Below are 24,766 nucleotides of genomic sequence, written 5' to 3'. Positions count from 1 at the left end.
GGCCATCACGCCGACTAGGACCGATCGGAATGAGCGAGGCAAGCGAAAAACAAGCGGCGGGCCCAAGCGGTGGGATCGGGGTGGTGATCGTCGCCGCCGGACGCGGCGCGCGCGCCGGACAGGCCGACGGTCCGAAGCAATATCAGCGCATCGGCGGCCGTGCCGTCATCGCGCATACATTGGATATCTTCCTCTCGCATCCAATGATCGGCCCGGTGGTCGTGGCGATCCATGCCGACGATGCCGAACTCTTCCAACGCGCGGCCGAGGCGCATGGCGATCGTCTTGTCGCCGTGATCGGCGGCCCTTCGCGCCAGGCTTCCGTCCGGCTCGGCCTCCTGGCACTGAGGGAGCAGGCACCCGCAAAAGTGCTGGTGCACGATGCCGTACGCCCGTTCGTCGACGCCGGGCTGATCGACCGCACCATCGAGGCGATCGGCGAGCGCCAGGGCGCGCTGCCGGCGCTGCCCGTCGCCGATACGCTGAAGCGGGAATCGGCTGCCGGTATGATCGATGAGACGGTGTCGAGAGCCGGCCTTCATGCGGCGCAGACGCCGCAGGGCTTTCCGTTCTGGCCGCTGCTCGCCGCGCACGAAAAGGCGCATCATTTGGGGAAAACGGAATTCACCGACGACGCGGCGATCGCCGAATGGGCGCAGATACCGGTCAAGATCGTTCCGGGATCGCCGGACAACGTCAAACTCACCTGGGCAAGGGATATTGCATTGGCCGACCAGCGGCTCTTGAGCGCGCAGCAGCGCTTCCCGGATATTCGCACCGGCAATGGCTACGACGTGCATGCCTTCGAGCCCGGCGACCATGTAACGCTCTGTGGCGTCGCCATTCCCTACGAGCGAAAACTGTCCGGCCATTCGGACGCCGATGTCGGGCTGCATGCGCTGACCGACGCGTTGCTTGCCACCTGCGGCGCCGGCGACATAGGCACGCATTTCCCGCCGTCCGACCCGCAATGGAAGGGAGCGGCCTCGAAGATCTTCGTCGAGCATGCGGCAAAGCTGGTGCGCGAGCGTGGCGGCCGCATCGCCAATGCCGACATCACGTTGATCTGCGAGGCGCCGCGCGTCGGGCCGCATCGCGCCGCGATGACGGAGGCGCTTTCGGCCATGCTCGGCATCGCGCGCGAGCGTATTTCGATCAAGGCGACAACCAACGAGAAGCTGGGCTTTGTCGGGCGTGGCGAAGGCATCGCCGCGATCGCCACCGCCAGCGTCGTCTACCCGGGAGAGGTGCCGGCATGAGCAACGCCGAACTCGCAAATGCCCTGCTCCAGGCCTGTCAGCAGCGCGGCATCATGCTGGCGACGGCCGAAAGCTGCACCGGCGGCCTTATCATCGCGGCGCTGACCGACATCGCCGGGTCCTCCGCCGTGGTCGATCGCGGCTTCATCACCTATTCCAACGAAGCCAAGATGGAGATGCTCGGCGTCTCCGCCGCCACGCTTGAGGCACATGGCGCGGTCTCGCGCGAGACGGTGCTTGAGATGGCGGCAGGCGCCCTGGCGCATTCGCAAGCCAGCCTGTCGCTCGCCGTCGCCGGCATTGCCGGTCCGGGCGGCGGCTCGACAGACAAGCCGGTCGGCCTTGTCTGGTTCGGGATCGCGCTTGCCGGACAGCCGATCGTCGCGGAGCGGCAGTTGTTCGGCCAAAAGGGCCGTGAATTCATCCGGCACGAGACGGTGCGACACGCGCTGCAGCTTGGGCTGCGCGCGCTCGGTGAGCGTTAGACTTGCTTCACCCCATAGATGACGTCTGCCCGTTTCTCGAAGGCTTCCGAGAACATGCGGAAGGCGCGATCGAACATCGTGCCCATCACCGCGCCCAGGATGCGGCTCTTGAATTCGTAATCGATGAAGAAATGCACCTCGCAGCCGCCGCCAGCGGGATCGAAGCGCCAGATATTGCTGAGATATTTGAACGGACCGTCGATGTATTTGACATCGATGGCATGCTCGGCCGGATTGAGCAGCACCTGCGTGGTAAAGGTCTCGCGGATCGCCTTGTAGCCGATGCTCATGTCGGCAACCAGGATGGTGCGGCCGTCGCGCTCCTTGCGAGAGCGCACGGTGAGCGACTCACAGAGCGGCAGGAATTGCGGATAGGCTTCGATGTCCGCAACCAGCGCGAACATCTCTTGCGGTGTATGCGCGACGCGGCGTGTCGCCTCGAATTTCGGCATTGAAGGTCAGCTGGCCTTCGCGAGCTGCGCCTCGCGCGCCGCGCGCAACCTGGCGAAATCCTCGCCGGCGTGATGCGAGGAGCGGGTAAGCGGGCTCGAAGCCATCAGAAGGAAGCCCTTGGTCTTGCCTATCGTCTCATAGGACTTGAACTCGTCCGGCGGGATGAAGCGGATCACCGGATGATGCTTCTTCGAGGGCTGCAGGTACTGGCCGATGGTCATGAAGTCGACATTGGCCGAACGCAGATCGTCCATCAATTGCAGCACCTCGTTCCGCTCCTCGCCGAGGCCGACCATGATGCCGGATTTGGTGAAGATCGACGGGTCGAGTTCCTTGACCCGCTGCAAAAGCCGGATCGAATGGAAATAACGCGCGCCGGGACGGACCGTCAGGTAATTCGACGGCACGGTTTCGAGATTATGGTTGAAGACGTCGGGCTTGGCCGCGACGACGATCTCCAGCGCGCCGTCCTTGCGCAGGAAGTCGGGCGTCAGGATCTCGACCGTCGTCGAGGGCGTCGCCGCGCGGATGGCGCGGATGACGTCGGCGAAATGCTGCGCGCCGCCATCGGCCAGGTCATCGCGATCGACGGACGTGATGACGACGTGGCTCAGCCCCATCTGCTTGACGGCGTGCGCGACGCGCGCCGGCTCATCCGCATCGAGCTCGGTCGGGATGCCGGTCGCGACATTGCAGAAAGCGCAGGCGCGAGTGCAGATCTCGCCCATGATCATGAAGGTGGCGTGCTTCTTGTCCCAGCACTCGCCGATATTCGGGCAGCCGGCCTCCTCGCACACCGTCACCAGCTTGTGCGACTTCACGATCTCGCGCGTTTCGGCATAGCCCTTGGAAACCGGCGCCTTGACGCGGATCCAGTCGGGCTTGCGCAGCACCTCCTGGTCGGGCCGGTGCGCCTTCTCGGGATGCCGCGGGCGCGGCCGGTTGGCGATCGTGTCTACGACTGTGACCATCTCAAACCCTTCGCGGCCGCGATTTCGCCAGCCACCTGTCTTTCGTCATCTAGGACTTTTCGAGGCAAAGAAAAAGGCCGTGGCAGCGCATGCCGCCACAGCCTTTTCGCATAGCGGTTCAGCGGCGAACGAGCCGTCCGACGAAGATCAGCAGGCAGGCACCTATGAAGCCGGTGATCAGATAGGCCACCCAGCCGGCACCGAAGGCCCCGATATTGAGGGCCTGCAGGATCGCGTTCAGCACCACGGCGCCGACAATGCCCATGATGATGTTCATGACGATGCCGGTGTTGCTCTTCATGACCATCTCGGCGAACCAGCCCGCCAGACCGCCGACGATGATGGCTGTAATCCAGCCGACGCCATTCATATGCATATGCCAATTCCTCCTCGATCAGGTGAAGATGCATCCGGATACGAACTGCCTTGCCGTCAGCTTTCTCCGGCTGCCGCGAGTGAGTCTCGCCCAACCAATTTAGCATGGATTGACCGTCTATCACCGATTGGTGATCTGTCACCGGTTGGTGACTTGTCATGCGTTCAAAGCGCGGCCATAGGCGTCGAGCACGCTCTCCTTCATCATTTCCGACAACGTCGGATGCGGGAAGATCGTGTGCATCAGCTCTTCCTCGGTGGTCTCCAGGTTCATCGCCACGACAAAACCCTGGATGAGCTCGGTCACCTCGGCGCCGACCATATGCGCGCCGAGAAGCTGGCCCGTCTTCTTGTCGAAGATGGTCTTGACGAAGCCCTGGTCCTCGCCGAGCGCGATGGCCTTGCCGTTGGCGCTGAAGGGGAAGCGGCCGACGCGGATATCCTTGCCTTCAGCCTTGGCCCTGGCTTCCGTCAAGCCGACGGACGCAACCTGCGGGCTGCAATAGGTGCAGCCGGGGATCTTCAGCTTGTCGATGGCATGCACGCCCGGGAAATTGGCTATTTTCTCGATGCAGACGACGCCTTCATGCTCGGCCTTGTGGGCAAGCATCGGCGGTCCGGCGACGTCGCCGATGGCGTAGACACCGGGCACATTGGTCTTGCCGTAGCCATCGACGACGACGCAGCCGCGGTCCGTCTTCACGCCGAGCGCTTCCAGGCCAAGATTTTCGATGTTGCCCTGCACGCCGACGGCAGAGATCATCCGGTCGGCGGTGATCTTCTCGACCTTGCCGTCCTTCATCTCGACATGCGCGGTGACCGAATTGGCGCCCTTTTCGACCTTGGTTACCTTGGCCTCGACGAGTATCTTCATCCCCTGCTTCTCGAACTGCTTCTGCGCGAATTTCGAGACCTCGGCGTCCTCGACCGGCATCACCGCTGGCAGCAGTTCGACCACCGTCACATCGGCGCCCATGGTGCGGTAGAAGGAAGCGAATTCGATGCCGATGGCGCCCGAACCCATCACCAGTAGCGATTTCGGCATTTCCTTCGGCACCATCGCCTCGAAATAGGTCCAGATCAGCTTGCCGTCCGGCTCGATGCCGGGCAGCGCGCGCGGCCTTGCGCCGGTCGCGAGAATAATATGCTTGGCAGTGTAGGTGCCCTCGCCCTTGACGCCTTTTGGCACCGGCGGCTGCGGCTCCATCGCCTTCTTCGCGGTCTTCGAAACGACGACCTCGCCCGGTTTGTCACCGGCAGGAGCCTTCGAAAGCTTCGCCTCGCCCCAGATCACGTCGACCTTGTTCTTCTTCATCAGGAAGCCGACGCCGGTGTTCAGCCTGAGCGACACTTTTCGCGAACGGTCGACCACGGCTGATGTGTCGGGGCTGACCTTGCCGCCTTCGAGCTTCAGGCCGTAGTCCTTGAGGTGGTCGGAATAATGCATGATCTCGGCCGAGCGCAGCAGCGCCTTGGTCGGGATGCAGCCCCAGTTCAGGCAGATGCCGCCAAGATGCTCACGCTCGACGATCGCCGTCTTGAAGCCGAGCTGGGCGGAACGCACCGCCGTGACATAGCCGCCGGGACCTGAGCCGATGATGATGACGTCGTAGGATTCAGCCACGGGTTTTCTTTCTAAGGGTTAGAGTGAGAGCATGATGCGCACGAGCGGCGCCAAAGCCCGGCCGATCCGCCGCGTGTTTTCCGCATCGAGATGGACGCCGTCGAGCGGCGTGGTGGCAGCGACGGTGCCGGCATCGAAGAAGCCGCAGCCGGCCTCGTCGGCAAGTGCCGAATATTGCGGCGCCAGCCGCTTGGAGGCGTCGTCGCCGCCGGCGAACATTTCCTTGAATTCCGCATTGTCGGTGCGCGTTACCGCCGGCGGAGCGACGATCAGAATCTGCGGCGTATCCCAGTCGAACGGATAGTCGTGGCCACGCACGATATCGATCAGGCGCTGCATGCCCTGCTTGGCGGCGACCGGATTGCCGTGGATCCACGGCTTCATGTCGTTGGAGCCGAGCATGATGATGACGAGATCGAGCGGCGCATGGCTGGTCAGGACCGTCGGCAGGACGCGGGCGCCATTGCGGTCGGCGCCGGCCAGATGGTCGTCGAAGGCCGTGGTGCGGCCGTTGAGGCCTTCGGCGATGACCTCGACGTCGTCGCCGAGTTCAGCGCCAAGCACGCTTGGCCAGCGGTCTGCCAGCGCATGGCGGCCGAGACTGGCGGCGTCGTAGCCCCAGGTCAGGGAGTCGCCGTAGCACAGAATTGTCTTCACGCCTTCGCCCCGCCTCTACCAAAACCTGTTCGGACATGCCCCACCCGCCAGCGCACGAAGAGCCACTGCACGATGATCGTGACGATGCCTGGCAATATCAGCCCGGCCACCATCGGCCCGTCGCGCTTCATCACATCCTTGCTGGCATCTGTATGGAGCACCAGGCCGACCAGCAGGATGAGCAACACGGCGAACACGATCAGGGACCACTTTCCCGCCTTGGCGACGGCCATGACCGGATCGACCATGAACTGCGCCATGAAGAAGACGACAGTGACGACAGCGGTCACCAGCACCGAGACCATGAAAACGACGATGTATTCTTCCTCGGCACCGGTGGCGACGGCGAGTTCCTGAGCCACCAGCCCGCCGGCAAAGCCGGAAAGGACGAAGGCGAAAAGGCTGGTGAAGAATTTCCGCACCGCCTTTTCCCTTCTTACACCAGCATGCCCATCGGGTTTTCGATCAAGCGCGTGAAGGCACCGAGCAATTCCGCGCCAAGCGCGCCGTCGACCGCGCGGTGATCAGTCGACAGCGTCACCGACATCACGGTGGCTATTCTGATCTCGCCCTTCTTCACCACCGCACGCTCCTCGCCGGCGCCAACCGCCAAGATCGTCGCATGCGGCGGGTTGATGACGGCGGCAAAGTCCTTGATGCCGAACATGCCCAGATTGGACACAGCGGTCGTGCCGCCCTGATACTCTTCCGGCTTCAACTTGCGGCTCCTGGCGCGGCTCGCCAGGTCCTTCATCTCGTTGGAGATGACCGACAGCGTCTTTTCGTCCGCATGCCGGATGATCGGCGTGATCAGGCCGCCGGGGATCGACACGGCGACGCCGACATCGGCGTGCTTGTGCTTGACCATGGCGCTCTCGGTCCACGACGCGTTGGCGTCCGGCACCGCCATCAGCGCCATGGCCATCGCCTTGATGACCATGTCGTTGACGGAGAGCTTGTAGGCCGGCGCTTCGCCCTTGTCGGTCTTCCTCATCGGGGCCGCGGCATTCAACTGCGTGCGCAGTGCCAGCAGCGCATCGAGCTCGCAGTCGAGCGTCAGGTAGAAATGCGGGATGGTGGATTTCGCCTCGACCAGGCGGCGCGCGATGGTCTTGCGCATGTTGTCGTGCGGCACAAGCTCGTAGGAGCCTTCGGCGAACAGCTTCAGCACCTGGTCATCCGACATCGGCTTGGGTGCAGGAGCTGGAGCGGACGGGGTGCCGGCAGGCGCCTTCGCAGCCGGTGCGGCCTTGGCGCCGCCGGAAGCGATAGCCGCCTCGACGTCGACCTTCACCACGCGGCCATGCGGGCCGGTGCCTGTCACAGCGGACACATCGACGCCGGCATCCTTGGCGATGCGGCGAGCCAGCGGCGATGCGAAGACGCGATCACCGGCGGCGTGGCCGTTGGCGACGGGAGCCGCCTCGGCCTTCGCCGGCGCGGGCGCCGCGGCCGCCGCTGCCGGCTTGGGTGCTTCCTTGGGCGTTTCGGCTTTCGGGGCGTCCGCCTTCGGCGCTTCGGCCTTTGGCGCGGCGCTGCCGCCGCTCTTGGCCGCGGCCGAGGCATCCTCGCCTTCACCAGCCAGGATGGCGATCAGTGCGTTGACCTTGACGCCTTCGGTGCCGGCCGGAACCACCAGCTTGGCGACGGTGCCTTCATCGACGGCTTCAACTTCCATCGTCGCCTTGTCGGTTTCGATTTCGGCGATCACGTCGCCGGGCGAAACCTTATCGCCTTCCTTGACCAGCCACTTGGAAAGATTGCCCTCCTCCATGGTTGGAGAGAGCGCCGGCATGGTGATGTTGATTGGCATGTTGTCCTCCCGACCGGCTCAGCGATAACTGACGGCTTTGACGGCCTCGATGACTTCGCCGACATTTGGCAGCGCCAGCTTCTCGAGGTTCGCCGCATAAGGCATCGGCACGTCCTTGCCGGCGATGGTGATCACCGGCGCATCGAGGAAGTCGAAGGCGCGCTGCGAGACCTGGCTGGCGATGTGGTCGCCGACCGAGTTCTGCGGATAACCTTCTTCCACCACCACGAGACGGTTGGTCTTCTTCACCGAAGCGATGATCGTGTCGAAGTCGAGCGGCCGAATGGTCCTGAGATCGATGATCTCGGCATCGATGCCCATGCCGCGCAACTCGGCCTCCGCCTTGACCGCATAGGTCATGCCGATGCCGAAGGAGACGAGCGTGACGTCCTTGCCTTGCTTGTGGACACGCGCCTTGCCGATCGGCAGCACGAAGTCATCAAGCTTCGGCACATCGAAGGAATGGCCGTAGAGGATCTCGTTCTCGAGGAAGATGACCGGGTTCGGATCACGGATCGCCGCCTTGAGCAGGCCCTTGGCGTCGGCAGCCGTGTAGGGCATCACCACTTTCAGGCCGGGGATATGGCTGTACCAGGCGGCATAGCACTGGGAATGCTGCGCGGCGACGCGGGCGGCCGCGCCGTTAGGACCGCGAAACACGATCGGCGCGCCCATCTGGCCGCCGGACATATAGAGCGTCTTGGCGGCCGAGTTGATGATCTGGTCGATCGCCTGCATGGCGAAGTTGAAGGTCATGAATTCGACGATCGGCTTCAACCCGGCCATCGCGGCGCCGACGCCGACGCCGGCAAACCCATGCTCGGTGATCGGCGTGTCGACGACGCGCCGCGGCCCGAACTCCTGCAGCAGTCCTTGCGTGATCTTGTAGGCGCCTTGGTATTCGGCGACCTCCTCGCCCATGACGAAGACATCGCCGTCGCGGCGCATCTCCTCGGCCATGGCGTCACGCAGCGCTTCGCGCACAGTGGTGGAAACCATCTCGGTGCCGGCGGGAATATCCGGATCGGCGGCGATCTCCGCCTTCGGCGCGGCGGCGACCGGCGTGGCAGCGTCGCTCTTGGCCGCGGCGGGGGCCGGCGCCGGTGCAGCTTTTTCGGCCTTGGCTGGCTCTTCTTCACCGATGCCTTCACCAGCCTTGTCGACGTCCTCGCCGTCGACGGCAAGCACGGCGATGACCGCGTTGACCTTGACGCCTTCGCTACCGGCGGGAACCACGATCTTGGCAAGCGTGCCTTCGTCGACGGCTTCGACTTCCATCGTCGCCTTGTCGGTCTCGATCTCGGCGATGACGTCACCGGCGACGATCTTGTCGCCTTCGTTCTTCAGCCATTTGGAAAGATTGCCCTCTTCCATCGTCGGCGAGAGCGCGGGCATGAGAATTTCGATCGGCATGTCCTTGCCCTCTCCTTAGAGTACGATGTCGGTCCAGAGCTCGGACGGATCCGGCTCGGCGTCGTTCTGGGCGAATTCGGCGGCGTCGGCGACGATGTCGCGGACTTCCTTGTCGATGGTCTTGAGCTCGTCCTCGGTTGCCCACTTCTTGTCGAGCAGCCGCACCCGGACCTGCTCGATCGGGTCATGCTCGGAGCGCATCTTCTGCACTTCCTCCTTAGAGCGGTATTTTGCCGGGTCGGACATCGAATGGCCGCGATAGCGGTAGGTCTGCATCTCGAGGATCAGCGGACCGTTGCCGGACCGGCACCATTCGGTGGCCAGATCGGCCGCCGACTTCACGGCGCGGACGTCCATGCCGTCGACCTGGATGCCCGGGATCTTGAAGGAAGCGCCGCGATGCGAGAAGTCGGTCTCGGCCGACGAGCGCGATACGGACGTGCCCATGGCGTAGCGGTTGTTCTCGATGATGTAGATCACCGGCAGCTTCCACAGCGAGGCCATGTTGAAGCTTTCATAGACCTGGCCCTGGTTGGCGGCGCCGTCGCCGAAATAGGTCAGCGAAACGTTCTTGTTTTCGCGGTAGCGGTTGGCGAAGGCGAGACCGGTGCCGAGCGACACCTGCGCGCCGACGATGCCATGGCCGCCATAGAAATGCTTCTCCTTGGAGAACATATGCATGGAGCCGCCCTTGCCCTTCGACAGGCCGCCGCGGCGCCCGGTGAGCTCGGCCATGACGCCGCGCGGCGACAGCTCCATCGCCAGCATGTGGCCATGATCGCGATAGGCGGTGATCATCTGATCGCCTTCGACGAGCGCCATCTTCATGCCGGTGACGACGGCCTCCTGGCCGATATAGAGGTGGCAGAAGCCGCCGATGAAGCCCATGCCGTAAAGCTGGCCGGCCTTCTCCTCGAAGCGGCGGATCAAAAGCATGTGCCGGTAGGCGGAAAGCTCTTCTTCCTTGGTGAAATCGGCCGGCTTGGGCGCTGACAGATTGGGCTGTTTGTCGGATCTGGATTTGGCGGGCGCTTTTTTGGCGGCGGTGGCCATGCGTCACTCCCTGTTGGCGTCTCTTCGCGGACATTCAGGGAGATCGATCGTCTCCCCACCGATTTGCGAGAAGCTAACACGCAAGAATGCATTGCGCCATGCTGAAAAATGCATGGCTGGCATGCATCTAAGCGATTAGAATCATTGAAAATAAAGACGATTAACCGAAATTCGGTTATTTCGTCGGGACGGGCAGCATAATGGTGATTTCGTCGGGATGGGACAGATTGAGCGCCTTTCGGGCCTGCTCGTCAAGCATATCCTTCTCCAGCGTGCCTTCATGCATCAACTGGACACGACGCTCGAAATCGATCCGGCGCGCCTTCACGGCATCGAGCTGGGCCTGCAATTCAACCGCCCGGGCCTGCAGCCGATATTTGGAATAGATGCCGAATTCGCCGTGATAGGCATGGAAGCCGAAATAGGCGAGGAAGAGCACGCAAAGCGAGGGGATGATCAGCCTGCCGGTGTTTCTCTGCTTGTGCTGACGTGTCCACATGACCCGAACCCTCGCGGCCGCGAACGCAAGCGGCCATGAGTCGTATTTCGCCCGATTGTGCTTAATGGACGGTTACGGGCGGCCTTATCGAGGATCGCCGGAACAAAAAAGGGCGGGAATGACCCGCCCTTTTCAGACTGTTCGAACGGGCTGGGTCAGCCCTTGACCACCGACTTGCCGGCGTAGCGCGCCTGCTTGCCGAGCTCTTCCTCGATGCGGATGAGCTGGTTGTATTTGGCGGTGCGGTCCGAGCGCGACAGGGAGCCGGTCTTGATCTGCCCGCAATTGGTGGCGACCGCGAGGTCGGCGATGGTCGAATCCTCGGTCTCGCCCGAGCGATGCGACATGACGGCGGTGTAGCCGGCCTTGTGCGCGGTCTCGACGGCATCGAGCGTCTCTGTCAGCGAGCCGATCTGGTTGACCTTGACCAGGATCGAATTGGCGACGCCCATGCGGATGCCATCGCGCAGCCGCGCCGTGTTGGTGACAAAGAGATCGTCGCCGACGAGCTGGGTCTTGTTGCCGATCAGATCGGTCAGGATCTTCCAGCCTTCCCAGTCGTCCTCGGCAAGGCCGTCCTCGATGGTGATGATCGGATAGTCGGCAGCAAGCTTGGCAAGGTACTTGGCCTGCGCCTTCGGATCACGGGTCTTCTTCTCGCCCTCATAGACGTAGTTGCCGTCCTTGAAGAACTCGGTCGCCGCGCAATCGAGACCGAGGGCCACGTCCTCACCAGGCTTGAAGCCGGCCTTCTCGATCGATTCCATGATGAAATCGAGCGCCGAAGGCGCGCTCTTCAGGTTGGGAGCGAAGCCGCCCTCGTCGCCGACATTGGTGTTGTGGCCGGCATCCTTGAGCTTCTTGCGCAGCGTGTGGAAAATCTCCGAGCCCCAGCGAACGCCGTCGCGCAGCGTCGGCGCGCCAATCGGCAGGATCATGAATTCCTGGAAATCGATCGGATTGTCGGCATGCGCGCCGCCATTGATGATGTTCATCATCGGCACCGGCAGGATGTGCGCCTTGGTGCCGCCGACATAACGGTAGAGCGGCAGGCCCGCGGCTTCCGCCGCGGCCTTGGCGACCGCCAGCGATACGCCGAGGATGGCATTGGCGCCGAGGCGGCTCTTGTTCGGCGTCCCGTCGAGCTCGATCATCGTCTGGTCGATATGGATCTGGTTCTCGGCTTCCATGCCGCCGATCGCCTCGAACAGCTCGCCGTTCACCGCTTCGACGGCGCGCTGAACGCCCTTTCCGAGATAGCGCGGCCCGCCGTCCCGCACCTCAACCGCCTCATGCGCGCCGGTCGATGCGCCAGACGGCACCGCGGCGCGGCCCATCGAGCCATCTTCCAGCACCACGTCGACCTCGACGGTCGGATTGCCACGGCTGTCCAGGATTTCACGCCCGACAATGTCGATGATGGCGGTCATTTGCGATGTCCCCGATTGATCGATTGAAGCGTCGCGCCCCTCTTAGCCAAAGCGGCGCAAAAGGCAATCGGCGCCGCCGCAAATATTGCCGCGGGCAAGAGTCACGAAGCGCAAATTTCTGTCATCATAAGTCATGCGCGTTGCGTGGCCTTCTCATCTATGGTCGCGTTCGCGCGGGGCGAAACAGGAGGAGTTTCGCCATGTCTCAGTTGAGCGGTATTGTGAGTTTGTTCCTGATCGCGGCGGCGTTCCTGACGTCATGCGACGATCAGAAACCCCAGCAGAGTTCGGCAGAGCTATCGACTCTCAACGCAGCGGAGTAGGTAAACGTCAAAGGCCCCCGGCTTTATGTCGGGGGCCTTTCGATTTTCAGCTTGCCGATCGTGCGATCAATGCCAATAGGGCTTCACATGGTAATACTGGAATGAAGCATCGCGGGCGGCTTCGCCGTCGGCGCCGGTCAGCTCGTCGATCGAATATGCAGGCGCCGCCTGGAGCTGCTCCTTGGTGAACGGCACGACGTAGCCGCCTTGATCCTCGTCATAATCGAGCGTCGCCCACGGAACGGCGTGGTACTTCTCGCCCATGCCAAGAAAGCCGCCGAAACCGATGACAGCGAACATGATGCCGTTCGACATCTTGTCGAGCATCACGTCCTCGATGCTGCCGATGCTCTTGCCTTCGGTGTTGTAGACAGACGTGCCGATGACACGTGAGGCGGCGATGGCTTCGGTATGCCCGGACGGGGTGGTCATGATGGTTCTCCTCTCGTTGAATGCATGCATTGACAATGAGAGGAGCGCACTAAGGTTCCCGACGACTTGCTCAGCTGTCGGTGAGGATGAAGGTGACTTTCATATTGACGCGGTAAGCGGCGATCTTGCCGTCTTCGACGACGATCTTCTGGTCCTGGATCCAGGCGCCCTCGACGTTCTTCAGGGTTTTTGCGGCGCGCGCGATGCCCTGCTCGATGGCATCCTGAAAGCTCTTCGTGGACGACGACGTGATTTCGGTGACGCGGGCAACGGACATGGCTTCCTCCTGCCAAAACGCTCAGTTACGAAACGAGCGTAGTCCCGGCCCGGTGCAACCACAAGCCGGCGCAGGATCGGGTCGGATCAGTGGCCCTTGGCGATCCGGTCGAAGGCCATCAGCTTTTCCAGCAACGCCGGCATGTCCCTGAGAGGCACCATGTTGGGGCCATCCGAAGACGTCGAATTGTCGGGGTCCTGATGGGTTTCGATGAAGACGCCGGCGACGCCGACGGCAACGGCCGCGCGCGCGAGCGTCGCGACGAAGCGCCGTTCACCGCCCGAGGAGCCGCCCTGCCCGCCCGGCTGCTGCACCGAATGGGTGGCGTCGAAGATCACCGGGGCGCCAATCTCAGCCATGAGCGGCAGCGCACGCATGTCCGAGACCAGCGTGTTGTAGCCGAAGGAGATGCCGCGCTCGGTGGTGAGCACATTCGGGTTGCCGGAGCCGGTGATCTTGGCGACGACGTTCTTCATGTCCCAGGGCGCGAGGAACTGCCCCTTCTTCACGTTGATGACCTTGCCGGTCCTGGCGGCGGCGACCAGCATGTCGGTCTGGCGCGAAAGGAAAGCCGGGATCTGCAGGACATCGACATGCGGCGCGACGATCGCACACTGCTCCTCGGTGTGGACGTCGGTCAGCACCGGGAGCCCAAACTCCTTGCGCAGATCGTCGAAGATCGGCATCGCCGCATCGAGCCCGGCGCCGCGCGTCGCCGACAGCGAGGTGCGGTTGGCCTTGTCGTAGCTGGTCTTGTAGACGAGGCCGATACCCAGACGTTCCGTCAGTTCCTTAAGCGCGCCCGCCATGTCGAAAGCATGCTGGCGCGATTCAAGCTGGCACGGGCCGGCGATCAGCGACAGCGGCGCATTGTTGGCGAAGACGACCTTGCCGACGGTTATCGATGAATTGGGCGCCAGGGGCTTGCTCATGGGATCTCCCGGAAAATGAAGGCGGCACCCTGCCCGGGCGCCGGCGGAACGAGGACATCATTGCCGCTCATGTTGTGATCGACGGCGCCGGCCGCAAGCACGTGCGCAACTGAAGCTTTGTCGCGGATCGAGAAAACAATCGCCTCAAACCGGAAATGCGACGACGGCTTGGCCGCCAGGCCGAAGCGCCGCGCGTAGGTTTCAGGCGTGACGACGCTCAGGATCGCGTTCGGCAGCCGCACTGCGTCGCCCGCCCCAAGGTCGTCGGCATTCGCGCCGGCGGCGATAGAGATCAGCCCGATCTGCGCGGAAGGCGCGTCGCTGACCGCAACCACTTCGACGATGCCGGTCACGCCATTGGCATGCGCCTGAAGCGCCGTGCGATCGATCTTCGGCGCGTTGACGCGCTCGCAGGCGAAGAGGAAGGCGTCCGGTGCCTCCTTGGCGGCCGCGAAGGCCAGCTTGAAAGACGCCGTATCGCTCTTTCCGTTCGTGTCGGTGAACACGCGTGAGAAGCTAAGCATGTCGCCGGCCGACAGGCCGGCTTCGACAAAGCGCGCATGGTCGGCGTCGGCATTGCCGGCTCCAAGCACGACGGCCGAAAAACCCTCCTCGCCCAGCCGCTCGCGATAAAGGCGGTCGCGCGCTATGAAGACATTGCCGGCCGCGATCGCTTGTCCTGCTGCCTGTTCATTTCCCACCGCCAGCGGCTCGAGATAGGTGCCGTCGGCGAAAAAGACGCAGGCATTCTCCGTGCCGAATGGGTGGATGCCCGTGGGCGCGACGACAAAGCCGAGCGAGGCCAGACGCGACCGCGCGGCATCGAGGCTTCCGGTAGGCAGTACGAGGTGGTCGAGCGGATGGGCGGAGCTTTTGATCATGCCGGCGCGGTGTGCCCCATTCCGGCCGGCTGTTCAAGAGCGGCGGACCGACGGAACGTGCTCTGCCGCTTCAGGCCGCGGCCACGACATCCGCCGAATAGCGCAGTTCGCGCAGCGGCTTCACCTTGCTGGTCGTGTCCGCATAGATCGGATCCGCCTTGTAGGCGGCAAGGGCCGCCTCGTCCTCGAACTCGGCATAGACGACGACATCGATCGCGTTGGAAAACAGATCGACCTTGGTGTTGAGCGTCACCTCGAAATGCTTCGAGTGCGGAATCTTGCCGAGCGCCAGCAGGCCCGAGCGCACAGCCTCGACGTCTTCGCTGCGCCGCACGCTGAAGAAAACGATGTGCCGGATCAAGCCAGCCTCCCTGGTCTTCGGTTCAGCGGTGTTTCTGTGGGAGCAACGCCCGGGCGTCAACCGGCAACGATGTCGCGCCGCGATGCGAAAGCGGCGAGACCTTACCCGGTGACGTAGCGCACGATGCGTGACACTTCCCGTACGGTCGCGTCGAGGTAGTGGCCGCGATTGTAGAGGCCGTCCCAGAACAGGAAGAAGGTGATGGCGGCGATGACGATCACATAACGCATGGCTAAAACTATCCCATGCGGACAGCCGGAACCAGAGCGGCCGGGGCAGCGATTTTGGCAGTTCACTGCTTTTTGCCTGAAGCGCTTTCCGTCAGCGGCGGCGCCGGCGGCCGCCCAGGCAGCTGCGTCGACGCGGCACGACGTCAAAGCGTGATGCGGTATCTGGCAAAGCCCGCCTCGCCATTGCCGGCAGGCTCTATCTTCAAGGATTTCACGTCGGCGATGAGATCCTTAGCGCCCGGTCCGGTCTCGAAGACGACGCTGGCGCCGGGCAGCGGCGCGAAGGACCAGTTGTCGTCCGCCGAAGGGTTGATCGTGCCCTCGCTGACGACGTAGCGCACGATCACGTCGCGGTTGGTGTCCGGCGCTTCGTAGATGATCTTCGAGGCGTCGATGTCGGGGAAATTGCCGCCGCCGCCAGCGCGGTAATTGTTGGTGGCAACGACGAATTTCGCTGCCGGATCAATCGGTTTCCCGTTGAATTTCAGGTCGGCGATGCGATTGGAACCGGCGTTCGCGACGCCGCCCTTGGCATCGTATTTCGGCGGCTGCGACAGGTCGATCCGGTAGGTGATGCCGTCGATGACGTCGAAATTATAGGATGGGAACTCGGTGTTGATCAGCGGCTGATCCGCTTTGCCCGGCTCGATATGGTTGAAGATGCCGGCGGACATCTCCAGCCATTCCTTCACCTCGGTGCCGGTGATTTCGACGGCGCGCACCGTGTTCGGGTAAAGATAGAGGTCGGCGACATTCTTGATGGCGATATCGCCCGCAGGAACGTCGGTATAGTAGTCGGCGCCGTTGCGGCCGCCGGCCTTGAAGGGCGCCGCCGCCGACAGGAGCGGCACGTCCTTCCACTCAGTGCTCTTCAATATACCCTTGAGATACCAGGTCTGCGCCTGGTTGACGATCTGCACGGAGGGATCGTCGGCCACCAGAGCGAAGTAGGAGTAGAGCGGCGCCGATGTCTTGCCGACGGGGCGGCGGACATAGGCAAGGGTTGCCTCGTGGTCCTGCTCGAGCGCCGCGATGATGCGCTTATCGTCGCCAACGGTCGCCTTGTTCTTGTTGTCGACGCGCTCATAGATCGGCCGCGCCTCGGAGGTGGCCGAGACGATCCGCCACTTCGAGCCGTCGCGCTCCAGAAGCAGGTCGATCAGACCCATATGCGAACCCCAGAAGCCGCCCATGACGGCCGGCTTGCCCTGCAGCGTGCCCTTCTCGGTGTCGACGCCTGCGAGCGCCTGGAAATCCTTCTTGCCGGGGAAGACCAGATGCTGGTGGCCGGTGAAGATCGCGTCGATGCCCTCGACGCCGGCGACGAAAAACGAGGCGTTCTCCATCTTGTCGCCCTGCTTGATGTCGATGCCGGAATGCGAAAGCGCGATGAGGATATCGGCGCCTTCCTCCCTGATCTGCGGCACCCAGGCCTTGGCCGCCTCGACGATGTCGCGCGTCTGGACGTTGCCTTCGAGGTTCTTCAGGTCCCAGACCATGATCTGCGGCGGCACGAGGCCGATGATGCCGATCCTGATCGATTGCTCGGCCCCTGACCCGTCCTTGATCTTCCTGTCGAGGATGACATAGGGCTTGAGGTAGAGCTTGTCGTCGCGCGGGTTCGCGGCAAGCGTGGTGCCGCGGATCAGGTTCGCGCAGACGAAGGGAAAGTTGGCGCCGGCCAACACCTTGTCGAGAAAGGACAGCCCGTAATTGAATTCATGGTTGCCGAGCGTCGAGCATTCATAGCCGAGCACGTTCATGCCCTTCATGACGGGGTGCAGATCGCCCTCCTTCATGCCTTTCTCGTAGGCGATGTAGTCGCCCATCGGACTGCCCTGCAGCAAGTCGCCATTGTCGATCAGCATCGAATTCACGGCCTCCTTGCGCACCGCGTCGATCAGCGAGGCGGTGCGCGACAGGCCCATCGTGTCGTTCGCCTTGTCGGCGTAGTAATCGTAAGGCAGCAGGTTCACATGGATGTCGGTCGTCTCCATGATCCTGAGATGCGCCTGATTGGCAGCGGCGCGGGCGGAGAACGGATGCAGCATGATCAGCGCGCCGCCGGCAGCGGCGCCAGCCAGGAATTCGCGACGGGAGAATTCGGGGCGGAAGACGGGCAGCCGTGACATTTTCTTCTCCTCTTCGACAACGCCACGACCCCTGCCCCAGGCATGGAGCATGGCGCTGATGAGGCTTCGAGTCCACGCGCGCGAAAGGCCTTTCGATCACGAGAAGGTGACGTCTCGATGAAGCCGATGACGGCGAGGAAATCAGCTCTTGTCGTCGTCGCCCTGCGTGATCAGCCGCGCGCTGCGCTGGCCGGTAAGATATATCCATAGCCAGCTAAGCGAGACCGCCAGGCGGTTGCGGAAGTCGATCAGGAAATAGATGTGCGCTATGCCCCAGAGCCACCAGGCGGGCCAGCCTGTGAGCTTGATCCAACCGAAATCGATGGCGGCGGCGCGCTTGCCGATCGTCGCCAGGTCGCCGGCATGCTTGTAGCGGAAAGGACGCGTCGCGGTGTCGCCGGCCAGCCGCGCCTTGATCGTCGCGGCGACGTGTTTGCCCTCCTGCTTGGCCGACGGCGCCACACCCGGTACCGGCTTGCCATCCGGCCGCAGCACATGCGCGGTGTCGCCGATGACGAAAATGTCTGGATTGCCGGGCACAGTGAGGTCGGGTTCGACCAGCACCCGGCTCGCCCGGTCGGCCGCCGCCCCCAGCCATTCGGCCGCGGGCGAAGCGGCAACGCCCGCCGCCCAGATGATCGTCCTTGCTGGCAGGTGCGCGTCGCCGAAGACGACGCCTTCGGCATCGAGTTTCGTGACAGGGCGCCCGAGCTCGACGGTGACGCCCAGCCGTTCCAGCGCCTTGCGGGCATAGTCGGAAAGCTGCGGCGCGAAATTGGCCAGGATCCGTTCGCCAGCCTCGATCAGCACGACGCGCGCCTGTCGGGTGTCGATGTTGCGGAACTCGCCGCGCAGCGTGTCATGCGCGAGCTCGACAATGGTGCCTGCGAGTTCGACGCCGGTCGGCCCGCCGCCGACAATGACCAGCGTCAGCAGGGCCTGGCGCTTGGCCGGGTCAGTTTCGCGCTCCGCCTGCTCGAAAGCCAGCAGGATGCGTCGCCGGATCGTCGTGGCGTCCTCGAGCGTCTTCAGACCCGGCGCGAACGGCTCCCACTCGTCATGGCCGAAATAGGCGTGGCGCGCGCCGGTGGCGAGCACCAGCGTGTCGTAAGGAACCGAGCTGCCGTCTTCGAGCAGCACGCGTTTGCCGGCGCGGTCGACGCCGGTGACATTGCCGAGAAGCGTCGTCACGTCCTTGCGCTTGCGCAGCAGATGACGGATCGGCCAGGCGACCTCCGAGGTCGCCAACGACGTCGTCGCCACCTGGTAAAGCAGCGGCTGGAAAAGATGGTGATTGCGCTTGTCGATCATGGTGATGCGCACAGGAGCTCCCGCCAGCGCACGCGTGAGTTCGAGGCCGCCGAAGCCGGCGCCGACGACAACGACGTTATGCTCGGTTTCGCTCATTTCATTCCGCCTCGCCAAGTGTAACCGTCACCCATGATGTAAGTATTTTTGTGCACTGCAACAATGCTGGATCGGGCAATAACCATGCCCGGGAGTCGTCGCGCGGCGTCGTGAATGCACATGCGACCGCACAGCCATGAGTATAGCGTGAAACAAATCGACAGGAGCCAAGCATGGCTGACACCCGTGACGACGAAGGGCCGGCGCAATACGCCTCGCCGCCCTGCTTCATGCATGAACTCGACCCGGAATACCGGGAGCCGTTCTCCGACTGGACGGATGTCAGACGCTGGCGCAAGGCCGAGCGCGAGCGGCTCATCGGCGCCCGCCTTGTCGTCTCAGCCGATGCGCGCGCGGCCATGTCTGCGCGCATCGCGGACGGCCTCGACGCGCTGATCGGAGACATAGCCGGCCGGATGGTCAGCCTCTACTGGCCGTTTCGCGGCGAGCCGGATCTGCGTGGCTGGATGGCCTCGATCAACGATCGTGGTGGCCGCACCGCACTGCCTGTCGTCATCGAGAAGGGACAGCCGCTGGTGTTTCGCGCCTATAGACCGGGCGACCGGCTGGAAAAGGGCGTCTGGAACATTCCGATCCCTGCCGAAGGCGATCCGGTGCTGGCCGACATCGTGATTTCGCCGATCGTCGGCATCGATCCCGGCAACTATCGGTTGGGCTATGGCGGCGGTTTCTTCGACCGCACGCTGGCGGCCATGCCGTTCAGGCCGCTCGTCATCGGCGTCGGTTACGAACTGCAGCGCATTGCGACCATTTACCCGCAGCCGCACGACATTCCGATGACGACTGTGGTTACGGAGGCTAGCGCTTAAGCCATCTCGGGCCGCAGCCCGACCGCCGTGCGATCGACGATCTCGCGCAGCGCGAAGGATGAGTTGATCTTCGTCACATGCGGCATGGCAGACAGCCATTCCTTGTGGATACGCTCATAGTCGACGAGATCCTTCGCCGCGATGCGCAGAATGTAATCGTATTCGCCCGACATCAAATGGCAGGAGAGCACGTTCGGGCAGCGCTTGATCGCCGCCTCGAAATCCGACAGCGTCTTTTCGAATTGCCCTGACAGCGATATGTGCACGATCGCCGTCATCTGGTGGCCGAGCGCGGAATTGGACAGCCTGGCGTGATAGCCGCGGATGGTCCCGGCTTTTTCCAAATTGTCGAGCCGCCGCGAACAGGCCGACTGCGACAGCCCGACCTTCTCGGCAAGCGCCGCATTGGGTATCCGCCCATCCTTCTGCAAAGTCTCCAGAATGGCGATATCAATCCTGTCGAGCGGCATTTTTCGTGGTTCCTGCGAATTTCTAGTGATTTCGCGCAACAATTATCGAAGAGCGACCGTTGCCGCAAGTGCATTCGCAAACACATACGGAACGATTCGTGGTTGACTGCGGTTACTGCGTGTCCACCTCCGAATTTGGAGCCGGTGGCATGCACCAATGACAGGGAGAGCGCCCCTTGAAGGGCGCGGACAGGAGAAAAAAGATGCGTGTCGGCTGCCCCAAGGAAATCAAGAACCATGAATATCGCGTCGGCTTGACGCCCGGCTCGGTCCGCGAATATGTCGCGCATGGCCACGAAGTGCTGGTCGAGACAGGCGCTGGCGCCGGTATCGGCGCCGACGACAACGCCTACCGCGCCGCCGGCGCGACCATCGCCAAGACGGCCGCCGACGTGTTCGCCAAGTCGGACATGATCGTCAAGGTCAAGGAGCCGCAGCCCAACGAATGGGTCCAGTTGCGCGACGGCCAGATCCTCTACACCTATCTGCATCTCGCTCCCGATCCGGAGCAGACCAAAGGTCTTCTTGGCTCGGGCGTGACCGCGGTCGCTTATGAGACCGTAACAGACGATCGCGGCGGCCTGCCGCTGCTCGCCCCGATGTCGGAAGTCGCCGGCCGCCTTTCGATCCAGGCCGGCGCGACCGCACTGCAGAAGGCCAATGGCGGCCGCGGCGTGCTGCTCGGCGGCGTGCCCGGCGTGCTGCCCGGCAAGGTCACCGTGCTTGGCGGCGGCGTCGTCGGCCTGCATGCGGCCAAGATGGCGGCCGGCCTCGGCGCCGATGTCACCATCATCGACCGCTCGATCCCGCGTCTGCGCCAGCTCGACGACATTTTTGGCGGCCGCGTGCATACGCGTTACTCGACCGTCGAAGCGCTGGAGGAAGAATGCTTTTCGGCCGACGTCGTGATCGGCGCCGTGCTGATCCCGGGCGCCGCCGCGCCCAAGCTCGTGACCCGCGAAATGCTTTCCGGCATGAAGAAGGGCTCGGTGCTGGTCGACGTCGCGATCGACCAGGGCGGCTGCTTCGAGACCTCGCATGCCACGACGCATGCCGATCCGACCTATGAGGTCGATGGCGTGATCCACTATTGCGTCGCCAACATGCCCGGCGCCGTGCCGGTCACTTCGGCGCACGCGCTCAACAACGCGACACTGCATTACGGCTTGCAACTCGCCGACAAGGGCCTCAAGGCGCTGGTCGACGACCATCACCTGCGCAACGGCCTCAATGTCCATAAGGGCAAGATCACCAACCGCGCCGTCGCCGAAGCGCTCGGCTACGAAATGGTCGAACCGAAGGCGGTTCTTGCCGCCTGATAAATTCGCAGAGATTTCCTTCAGTCGCCCGCCGGGTCACTCCGGCGGGCTTTTTCTTGAGCGCAAACTGGTCGCGTCAAGAAAACCGGGCAACAAAAAAGCGGAGCAAAAGCCCCGCTTCCTCGAATGTTGCGACCTGCCGCCGGTCCATCCGCGGTCGGCAAATCATCAACAACTGCTTTCTAGCGCAGTAGTGCGACGGGGATACGACAGTCTTGAAATGCGCCTTTTCTCGTCTTCCGCCAATATGCGCCCTTGTGTGAAATGCTTCACATTCGCTCGACAAGAAAGACGCCTAGAGACGGACCGTTACTGGCGGCCTGAGCCTGCCGGGTCGGACAAGTCCGGCCCGGACAGCACTGGCCGACAGCTTCTGTCAGACCCTCCAACGGGCCCGCCCGACCATCGGCGGGCTTTTTTTTGGGTCATGCCCGCTCGATGCGGCATTGATAGCAATTGTTCCGGGCCGAGCGGACATGGATGTAGGCGATGTCGTCGCGCCCGAACAGCGTCCGCGCCCGGGCGGCAATCTCGCCGGTCGGCGTGACGGCGCCGCTGCCATAGACGATGCGATCGTCCTCGCCATAGCCCCTAACGATATAGTCGCTGCTTTCGAGCATCTCCGGCAGCGCATCGCCCTCGGCGGCGCGCTCGCATTCCTCGGCGTGCAGGAAGATCGGGCCGGTTTCGGCATAAGGTTGCAGTTGCGGGAACGGCCGGTAAGCCACGATCAGGTAGCCTTTGCCCGCGGCGACATTCTTCATGCAGTGCCTGCAGGGTACGCCGTCGCCATCGGAGATCCGGTGCTCCGGGGTGCGGCCGTAGGCGTCGGGCCCTCCTCGCTGCAGGGCACGCACGGCTTCGGTCGGCAAGGCTTTGAACTGGATGCCCATTGCAATCTCCGGTGTCGATTTCCGGAAATTATGCCTGTGCGACGGTGTCTTCCACCCGATTCCTGACTGACGCCGCGCACAAGTGAAAGAGCCCGGCCGCCTTGAACAGGCCGGGCTCCGTTGTCGGTATTATCGGCTCAGCTTCACCGCACGAAATCGTCGAAGCGGCGCAGCGTCACGCGCCGGTTGCGCCAGTTCTCCTGTTGGGTCTGCACAAGCAGGAATTCCTCGCCATAGCCGACGGTGTCCAGCGCGAAGGCGGGCACGCCGAACTCATCCACCAGCGTCCGCTTCAGCGACGCGGCGCGGCGTTCGGACAGGACCTGGTTCGATTCGAAAGAACCCACGGCGTCGGTATGGCCTTCGATCAGGATGCGGGCGCCGCGGTCGCGCCGCAAGATGCGATGGAGCGCGTCGGCAATGATTTCGACCTTGCCGTATTGCGAAGGGGCGATGGCGGCCGAGCCGAATTCGAAATTGATCGACTGGATGTCGATCGAGCGCGCCATGCGCCGCAGATCGGGCCGGCGCTTGAACTCGCGAATGGTGACGCGCTCGTTCGGGCGTAGCTTCTTCCTGGGCGCGGCGTCAAGCTGGCGCTCGATCGTGGCAGCCGAAGGCGTGGTCGCCTGCGCGGATGCCAGGCTCGGCATGGCAATTGCCGCGATCATGGCTACGGCGAATGTACGTCGGGTCAGCATGTCTTTTCTCCTACAAGCCCGGCCTCGTAATGCGGCCGGGACAATGGCAAAGACAGTCTGAAGCGGCGATGAACGAGGCGTTCAGGCGGTGAGACGTTATAGCTTGCCGTTCGGAATTGCTTGAACGGCTTAGCCTCGCATGACGCTGGCCGAGCGCTCGGCGAAGCTCAGCGGATGCACGACCTCCTTCTTCTGCGCCACCGGCGTGAAGCCGAGCTTCTGGTAGAGCGGGAGCGCCGCCGGATGGTCGAGGGTACAGGTCTGCACGGTGACGCGCTTTGGCCCATGCGCCCAGGCGGCCGAGATCGCGGCGCCAAGGAACCAGCGGCCGATGCCCTGGCCGTGCGCATGCTCCATCATGCCGAAATAGGCGAGATCCACCTCGTCCGGCAGATGCGGCTTGAGGTCGAAGAAGCCGGCGGGAGCGCCGTCGAGATAGAGCACCCTGATGTCGCGGTCCTCGCGGTGCAGACCGGCGGCAAGCTCCTCGTCGCTCAGCCTCAGCACATTGACCCAGTGCCATTTTCGCCCAACGCGATCCATCAGATAGCGGTAGAAATGGAGCGGGATATCTTTCGTCTTCAGCAGCGCGATCTGGCGGTTGTAGGGGATTGGCGGCGAAACCGCCGGCGCCGCATGCATCTCCAGGAACGTGACCGTGACATCGATATCTTGCAGCGCGCCGTTTTCCATCATTCTTTCCCCGTCACCACCGGCGTGTCGCCGAGACCGCCCCATTCTGTCCAGGAACCATCGTAAAGCCGGTTGTCGGTATGGCCGAGCGTCTCCAGCGCCAGCGTGATCGCCGCCGCGGTGATGCCCGAGCCGCAGGACGTGACGACCGGCTTCGACAGGTCGATGCCGGCGCCCTCGATCACCTTGCGCAAGCGATCCTTGGGAAGCAGCTCGCCATTCTCGGCAAGCGCCGTGATCGGAACATTGCGCGCGCCAGGCATATGGCCCGAACGGACGCCTGCGCGCGGCTCCGGATCGGTGCCGGCAAAGCGGCCTGAAGAGCGCGCGTCGGCGATCTGGCTCTTCCGGCCGCCGACGATCCTGCGCATCTCGTCGAGCCCGACAACCCGGCCCGCGTCGAAATCGGCGTGGAAGACGCTTGGCGCGATCTTCGTCGGCTCAGCCATCACGGGTCGCCCCTCGGCCTTCCAGCGGTCGATGCCGCCGTTAAGGATGTAGATCTGGAAGACGCCCATGACGCGGAACATCCACCAGGCGCGCGGCGCCGAGAACAGGCCTGGACCGTCATAGACGACGATCGTGTCGTCGGCCGAAACGCCCATGGCGCCGACATATTGGGCGAAGTGCTGTGGCGAGGCCAATGTGTGCGGCAGTTTCGAATCCGGATCGGAAACCGCATCCTGGTCGAGGAAGCGCGCGCCGGGAATGTGAGCGGCATCGTATTCGGCGCGAGCGTCGCGCTTTTGCGCCGGCAGGTACCAGGAGGCGTCGATGATGGTGAGGCCTGGCTCGCCAAGCTGCTTTTCCAGCCAATCGGCGTCGACGATGAAAGGGCTGTCCTGCGCCATTT

28 protein-coding genes are annotated in these 24,766 nt (G+C 63.3%); 4 read left to right on the top strand and 24 right to left on the bottom strand.

The genetic code is table 11. The features are described 5' to 3' along the window. Window positions 1-29 precede the first annotated feature (29 nt). Window positions 30-1,259 carry a bifunctional 2-C-methyl-D-erythritol 4-phosphate cytidylyltransferase/2-C-methyl-D-erythritol 2,4-cyclodiphosphate synthase gene (locus FJ424_RS28795; RefSeq protein WP_140657233.1) on the top strand — a complete coding sequence of 410 codons (1,230 nt, stop codon included), beginning with the start codon at window positions 30-32 and terminating at the stop codon, window positions 1,257-1,259. Beyond that, window positions 1,256-1,744: a CinA family protein gene (locus FJ424_RS28790; RefSeq protein ID WP_140657231.1), complete on the top strand. Its 489-nt coding sequence runs from the start codon at window positions 1,256-1,258 to the stop codon at window positions 1,742-1,744. Before FJ424_RS28795 ends, FJ424_RS28790 begins: the two co-directional genes overlap by 4 nt. Here FJ424_RS28790 and FJ424_RS28785 read toward each other — a convergent pair. The 19 genes from FJ424_RS28785 to FJ424_RS28700 form a co-directional block, all read right to left on the bottom strand. Continuing rightward, window positions 1,741-2,196 (bottom strand): type II toxin-antitoxin system RatA family toxin, encoded by a 456-nt coding sequence (locus FJ424_RS28785; RefSeq protein ID WP_140657229.1) that lies wholly within the window; start codon window positions 2,194-2,196, stop codon window positions 1,741-1,743. The two genes, FJ424_RS28790 and FJ424_RS28785, sit on opposite strands and share 4 nt — an antisense overlap. Before the next feature lie 6 nt (window positions 2,197-2,202). Next, entirely contained in the window at window positions 2,203-3,168 is a 966-nt protein-coding gene (gene lipA, locus FJ424_RS28780; protein WP_140657228.1) for a lipoyl synthase, read from the bottom strand. Window positions 3,169-3,286: 118 nt separating this feature from the next. Then, window positions 3,287-3,544, bottom strand: a complete 258-nt coding sequence (locus FJ424_RS28775) for a GlsB/YeaQ/YmgE family stress response membrane protein (RefSeq protein ID WP_140646236.1) — start codon at window positions 3,542-3,544, stop codon at window positions 3,287-3,289. Window positions 3,545-3,700: 156 nt separating this feature from the next. Next, window positions 3,701-5,167 (bottom strand): dihydrolipoyl dehydrogenase, encoded by a 1,467-nt coding sequence (lpdA, locus tag FJ424_RS28770; RefSeq protein ID WP_140657225.1) that lies wholly within the window; start codon window positions 5,165-5,167, stop codon window positions 3,701-3,703. 18 nt (window positions 5,168-5,185) lie between these two features. Next, complete coding sequence (locus FJ424_RS28765; protein WP_140646238.1) at window positions 5,186-5,824, bottom strand: SGNH/GDSL hydrolase family protein; 639 nt, start codon at window positions 5,822-5,824, stop codon at window positions 5,186-5,188. Further along, window positions 5,821-6,246 carry a hypothetical protein gene (locus FJ424_RS28760; protein ID WP_140657223.1) on the bottom strand — a complete coding sequence of 142 codons (426 nt, stop codon included), beginning with the start codon at window positions 6,244-6,246 and terminating at the stop codon, window positions 5,821-5,823. Before FJ424_RS28760 ends, FJ424_RS28765 begins: the two co-directional genes overlap by 4 nt. Before the next feature lie 14 nt (window positions 6,247-6,260). After that, window positions 6,261-7,637: a pyruvate dehydrogenase complex dihydrolipoamide acetyltransferase gene (locus FJ424_RS28755; protein WP_140657221.1), complete on the bottom strand. Its 1,377-nt coding sequence runs from the start codon at window positions 7,635-7,637 to the stop codon at window positions 6,261-6,263. An 18-nt stretch (window positions 7,638-7,655) separates the two neighbouring features. Next, on the bottom strand, window positions 7,656-9,050 hold the full coding sequence (locus FJ424_RS28750; protein WP_140657219.1) for a pyruvate dehydrogenase complex E1 component subunit beta: 1,395 nt from the start codon (window positions 9,048-9,050) through the stop codon (window positions 7,656-7,658). A 15-nt stretch (window positions 9,051-9,065) separates the two neighbouring features. After that, complete coding sequence (pdhA, locus tag FJ424_RS28745; RefSeq protein WP_140657217.1) at window positions 9,066-10,103, bottom strand: pyruvate dehydrogenase (acetyl-transferring) E1 component subunit alpha; 1,038 nt, start codon at window positions 10,101-10,103, stop codon at window positions 9,066-9,068. A 175-nt stretch (window positions 10,104-10,278) separates the two neighbouring features. Beyond that, window positions 10,279-10,602, bottom strand: coding sequence for a septum formation initiator family protein (locus FJ424_RS28740; RefSeq protein ID WP_140657215.1), 324 nt, complete (start codon window positions 10,600-10,602; stop codon window positions 10,279-10,281). A 155-nt stretch (window positions 10,603-10,757) separates the two neighbouring features. Continuing rightward, the gene (eno, locus tag FJ424_RS28735; RefSeq protein WP_140657213.1) at window positions 10,758-12,032 is read right to left on the bottom strand and encodes a phosphopyruvate hydratase; all 1,275 of its coding nucleotides are present in this window, start codon (window positions 12,030-12,032) and stop codon (window positions 10,758-10,760) included. 389 nt (window positions 12,033-12,421) lie between these two features. Next, window positions 12,422-12,787 carry a PRC-barrel domain-containing protein gene (locus tag FJ424_RS28730; RefSeq protein WP_095818099.1) on the bottom strand — a complete coding sequence of 122 codons (366 nt, stop codon included), beginning with the start codon at window positions 12,785-12,787 and terminating at the stop codon, window positions 12,422-12,424. A 70-nt stretch (window positions 12,788-12,857) separates the two neighbouring features. After that, on the bottom strand, window positions 12,858-13,064 hold the full coding sequence (locus FJ424_RS28725) for a dodecin family protein (protein WP_140657211.1): 207 nt from the start codon (window positions 13,062-13,064) through the stop codon (window positions 12,858-12,860). 86 nt (window positions 13,065-13,150) lie between these two features. Beyond that, window positions 13,151-13,996 (bottom strand): 3-deoxy-8-phosphooctulonate synthase, encoded by an 846-nt coding sequence (gene kdsA, locus FJ424_RS28720; protein ID WP_140657209.1) that lies wholly within the window; start codon window positions 13,994-13,996, stop codon window positions 13,151-13,153. Further along, window positions 13,993-14,877 carry a VOC family protein gene (locus FJ424_RS28715; RefSeq protein WP_140657207.1) on the bottom strand — a complete coding sequence of 295 codons (885 nt, stop codon included), beginning with the start codon at window positions 14,875-14,877 and terminating at the stop codon, window positions 13,993-13,995. The genes kdsA and FJ424_RS28715 overlap by 4 nt, the downstream gene beginning before the upstream one ends. 70 nt (window positions 14,878-14,947) lie before the next feature. Next, window positions 14,948-15,238: a Dabb family protein gene (locus tag FJ424_RS28710; RefSeq protein ID WP_140657205.1), complete on the bottom strand. Its 291-nt coding sequence runs from the start codon at window positions 15,236-15,238 to the stop codon at window positions 14,948-14,950. Between the two features lie 101 nt (window positions 15,239-15,339). After that, a complete protein-coding gene (locus tag FJ424_RS34395; protein ID WP_264296002.1) occupies window positions 15,340-15,468 on the bottom strand; it encodes a hypothetical protein in 129 nt (42 codons plus the stop codon). 143 nt (window positions 15,469-15,611) lie between these two features. Then, window positions 15,612-17,600 (bottom strand): bifunctional 2',3'-cyclic-nucleotide 2'-phosphodiesterase/3'-nucleotidase, encoded by a 1,989-nt coding sequence (locus tag FJ424_RS28705; protein WP_140657203.1) that lies wholly within the window; start codon window positions 17,598-17,600, stop codon window positions 15,612-15,614. Between the two features lie 141 nt (window positions 17,601-17,741). Continuing rightward, window positions 17,742-19,007, bottom strand: a complete 1,266-nt coding sequence (locus tag FJ424_RS28700; protein ID WP_140657201.1) for an NAD(P)/FAD-dependent oxidoreductase — start codon at window positions 19,005-19,007, stop codon at window positions 17,742-17,744. A gap of 173 nt (window positions 19,008-19,180) precedes the next feature. Here FJ424_RS28700 and FJ424_RS28695 point away from each other — a divergent pair, with 173 nt between their 5' ends. Continuing rightward, a complete protein-coding gene (locus tag FJ424_RS28695; RefSeq protein WP_140657199.1) occupies window positions 19,181-19,837 on the top strand; it encodes a 5-formyltetrahydrofolate cyclo-ligase in 657 nt (218 codons plus the stop codon). Here the strand turns inward: FJ424_RS28695 and FJ424_RS28690 are convergent. Beyond that, window positions 19,834-20,307 carry an Lrp/AsnC family transcriptional regulator gene (locus FJ424_RS28690; RefSeq protein ID WP_140657197.1) on the bottom strand — a complete coding sequence of 158 codons (474 nt, stop codon included), beginning with the start codon at window positions 20,305-20,307 and terminating at the stop codon, window positions 19,834-19,836. The genes FJ424_RS28695 and FJ424_RS28690 overlap by 4 nt on opposite strands. A 203-nt stretch (window positions 20,308-20,510) precedes the next feature. Here FJ424_RS28690 and ald point away from each other — a divergent pair, with 203 nt between their 5' ends. Beyond that, window positions 20,511-21,626, top strand: a complete 1,116-nt coding sequence (gene ald, locus FJ424_RS28685; RefSeq protein WP_040982961.1) for an alanine dehydrogenase — start codon at window positions 20,511-20,513, stop codon at window positions 21,624-21,626. A gap of 425 nt (window positions 21,627-22,051) precedes the next feature. Here the strand turns inward: ald and FJ424_RS28680 are convergent, their stop codons facing one another. From FJ424_RS28680 to sseA, 4 genes are all read right to left on the bottom strand, one after another. Further along, window positions 22,052-22,519, bottom strand: coding sequence for a DUF1203 domain-containing protein (locus FJ424_RS28680; protein WP_140657196.1), 468 nt, complete (start codon window positions 22,517-22,519; stop codon window positions 22,052-22,054). Between the two features lie 143 nt (window positions 22,520-22,662). Continuing rightward, window positions 22,663-23,220, bottom strand: a complete 558-nt coding sequence (locus FJ424_RS28675) for an OmpA family protein (RefSeq protein ID WP_140657195.1) — start codon at window positions 23,218-23,220, stop codon at window positions 22,663-22,665. Window positions 23,221-23,349: 129 nt separating this feature from the next. Then, complete coding sequence (locus FJ424_RS28670; protein WP_140657273.1) at window positions 23,350-23,913, bottom strand: GNAT family N-acetyltransferase; 564 nt, start codon at window positions 23,911-23,913, stop codon at window positions 23,350-23,352. Further along, entirely contained in the window at window positions 23,913-24,764 is an 852-nt protein-coding gene (sseA, locus tag FJ424_RS28665) for a 3-mercaptopyruvate sulfurtransferase (protein WP_140657194.1), read from the bottom strand. The genes FJ424_RS28670 and sseA overlap by 1 nt, the downstream gene beginning before the upstream one ends. Window positions 24,765-24,766: the final 2 nt, after the last annotated feature.

The sequence above is a fragment of the Mesorhizobium sp. B3-1-8 genome (assembly GCF_006439495.1).
Taxonomy (GTDB): domain Bacteria; phylum Pseudomonadota; class Alphaproteobacteria; order Rhizobiales; family Rhizobiaceae; genus Mesorhizobium.
The sequence above is the reverse complement of the archived record's forward strand: the minus strand, read 5'-3'. Positions and strand labels throughout refer to the sequence as shown.